At 32.2% G+C, this 2,472-nt stretch carries 2 protein-coding genes; one reads left to right on the top strand and one right to left on the bottom strand.

The genetic code is table 11. From position 1 onward, the window contains the following. Positions 1-1,209, bottom strand: a 1,209-nt coding sequence (locus tag AC1DTM_RS22855; protein WP_477000952.1) for a GGDEF domain-containing protein, incomplete at its 3' end; no start/stop codon positions are given. A gap of 330 nt (positions 1,210-1,539) precedes the next feature. Between AC1DTM_RS22855 and AC1DTM_RS22850 the strand changes: the two genes are divergently transcribed. Then, positions 1,540-2,157 (top strand): nitroreductase family protein, encoded by a 618-nt coding sequence (locus tag AC1DTM_RS22850; RefSeq protein WP_002122167.1) that lies wholly within the window; start codon positions 1,540-1,542, stop codon positions 2,155-2,157. The last annotated feature ends 315 nt before the right edge of the window (positions 2,158-2,472 follow it).

Here is a 2,472-nt window from a genome sequence, read left to right as displayed (position 1 = left end):
TAATTCTTCTTTAGTAATCCCATTCTCATGTAACGCAACTCCAAAACTCGCTGTTAATTTCGAAATTCCAGAGAATTGCTTTGTTTCAATAAAAAATCGTAATGACTCCGCAACTTGAAAGGCTTCTTTTTCTACCGTATTTGTCACTAATATTATAAATTCCTCTCCTCCCCACCTTGCAAATATATGTTGATTTTCAACTTTAGATTTCATAAGATCTGCAAGCTGTACTAATGCTAAATCGCCAAAATCATGACCATATGTGTCATTTACTGATTTAAAATTATCTATATCAAACAAAATAAGTGCTATTTTTTCATCGTTACGTATTACATTCTCCCACTCTTTCTCCAATATTTGTTGGAATTTCAAACGATTATATATTTCTGTCAATGAATCTATCATTGCAAGTCTTTCTTGCTCTTGATAGATTTCATCTAATTCTGTAATCTCTGTGCATTTTACTATAAATCGCGATAAGTCTTCTGGTAATGGTATCGCACGTAATAGAAAAGTCAATGCTTCTCCTTCATGATTGTACATTTTAATTCTTCTTCCATTTGATAAAGTATCATCCAACCATGTTATATCGTGAGTCGTCGAATAATATCCGTTCTCTCTAATAAGATGTTCTGCAAACACTAAATGTTGTTCGCGATACGTAAATAAATTATCATATCCGAAGAATTGTAAAAAATTCGTATTACAATCAACAATCTCATCATCTTCTACTATAAATAATAAATCATTTTGAAAATCAAACATCGTTTGAAGCAATTCTTGTTGTAAACCTACTTGCCGCACTAAAGAAAGTTGATATAAACTCTTATTCACTTCCTCTAGTACCACTTGTGGGGTTACTGGTGCTATAACAATATTACGTATTCCTAACATTAGTAAATCTGCAAACTCATTGTTTATCTGTTGATCCCAAATGATAATGAATGTACTCCGCGAATCATATATATTCTTTATATATTTTATTTGAGCAAAATCTGTTACATACATAATTACAATATGCGGTCTAGTTCGATGAAACAATATTTCTCCTTCTTCAAAACTATTTGCTATAAACATACATTTTGGATGGACATTTTCTATCGTTTGTTGATGTGTACATCCATCTTCTATATAAAGGACATTCAACTGAAGATCTTGTAATACATTTTGGAAAACAGTATTCTCTAATAAAAAATGTAGTATGTTCATCACTAGTCTTCACTCACTTCATATATCTTGTTTTACTGAATTCCTCACAATCATTTTATAAAAGATTGTTCTCAAAAAAATTCGATTAGTGAGGGATACATATTAACAAGCTAATTGAGAATGTTATCTTCGCCTTTTTACTCAATAAATTCCTTTTTTAGTGTATGATTGTAGGAATTGTATCGTTTGTATGAATGCCCTCCTTAGCACTTAAAACTTGACAATTAAAATAAAGTTATTATATTCTTAAATTCAATAACTTACAAAATGTAAGTAGAATATATTACATGTATTTTAAATTAAGCTGATATGTAATTTGGAGGATATATAATGACAAACAGTGACTTTTTTAACGTTTTATATGAACGCACATCTACACGTGCATTCAACCCCGAAAAAGAAATTTCATCTACAGAATTACACGAAATTTTAAAAGCAGCTGCTCAAGCACCTTCTGCTTGGAACCTGCAACACTGGAAATTCCTTGTTTTCCAAGGCGAAGATGTACAAAAACGATTACATCCAATTGCTTATAACCAACAACAAATTCTTGATGCTTCTGCAGTAGTCGCTATTTTAGGTGATTTAGAAGCTTATAAAAACGTTGAACCCGTTTATGGTCCAATCGTAGAACAAGGATTTATGAAAGAAGAAGCAAAAGAACGCTTAGCTAAAAACATTGAATCTGCATATGCTCGTGAGCAATTCCCAAGAGATGCTGCCTTTTCAAATGCTGCTTTAGCAGCAATGCAACTTATGCTTGCTGCTAAAGCAACTGGCTGGGATACTTGCGCAATTGGTGGTTTCAACCCACAAGCACTAATGGAAGAATTTAATGTTTCATCTCGTTACGTACCAATTATGCTTATTACAATTGGTGAATCAACTTTAAAAGGTCACCCTGCACCGCGCATGAGCGTAGAACAAGTAAGTGAATGGGCGAAATAATAAAAACGAAGGTAATTTCATTACCTTCGTTTTTTTATATTCTGTCACACATCCGTAATATTACAATGTATTATTCGACATCTACACATAGAGAAATTGTAATTTTTACGCTATCACGATAAACAAATATGGCGTTTTGTGTCGAAATTTGTTAAAGCATTGAAATATAACCGTGTATTTTTGTTACAATTGTGATACAATGATAACACTTACTTGTTCTACGCTCATGCGCGGTGCAGGGTGACCTTTTAAAGTTGATTCACCAATTGTAATAAGCATAATTGGTACGTAACGAGATGAAACATTAAATTCTTC

The organism is Bacillus sp. P4_D3, assembly GCF_056401855.1.
The sequence above is the reverse complement of the archived record's forward strand: the minus strand, read 5'-3'. Positions and strand labels throughout refer to the sequence as shown.

Bases quoted from the DNA above. Each gene is read 5' to 3' on its own strand.
- AC1DTM_RS22850 (WP_002122167.1), top strand. From the start codon at position 1,540: ATGACAAACAGTGACTTTTTTAACGTTTTATATGAACGCACATCTACA.